Source organism: Pseudomonas sp. 43(2021) (genome assembly GCF_017490805.1).
Lineage (GTDB): Bacteria > Pseudomonadota > Gammaproteobacteria > Pseudomonadales > Pseudomonadaceae > Aquipseudomonas.
Window position 1 is genome coordinate 1 of record NZ_JAFGYJ010000484.1, and the last position, 456, is coordinate 456.

The following is a 456-nucleotide window of genomic DNA, read 5'->3' on the forward strand; positions in this document are numbered from 1 at the left end:
CCACACCTTTACCCATCTGGGTGGTGATGAACGGGATGCCGGTCTTGTCGATCAGTTGCTTGAGGACCTTGGCGGTCATCTTGCGGTTGGCGCCGGCGCCGATCACCAGGATCGGGTTACGGGCGTTCTGCAGTTTCTCCACGGCAGCTTCGATGGCCTTGTGCTCGGCCAGCGGGCGACGGCTCAGGCTAGGCGGGATCGGCAGGCTGTCGGTCTGCTCGGCGGCGATGTCTTCCGGTAGCTCCAGGTGCACGGCACCCGGCTTTTCTTCCTCAGCCAGGCGGAAGGCTTCGCGCATACGGGCCGGGATGTTGTCGGCCGAGGCGAATTGGTGGGTGTACTTGGTGATGGGGTCCATCATGCCGCACACGTCGATGATCTGGAAGCGGCCCTGCTTGGACTTCTTGATCGGCTTCTGGCCGGTGATCATCATCATCGGCATGCCGCCCAGGTAGG

The 456-nt window shown here is 62.9% G+C and carries 1 pseudogene; it reads right to left on the reverse strand.

Features of this window, described 5'->3' with window-relative positions:
- Positions 1–456 (reverse strand): annotated as a pseudogene (locus J5M71_RS28290) (thiamine pyrophosphate-binding protein); the annotation flags it as partial.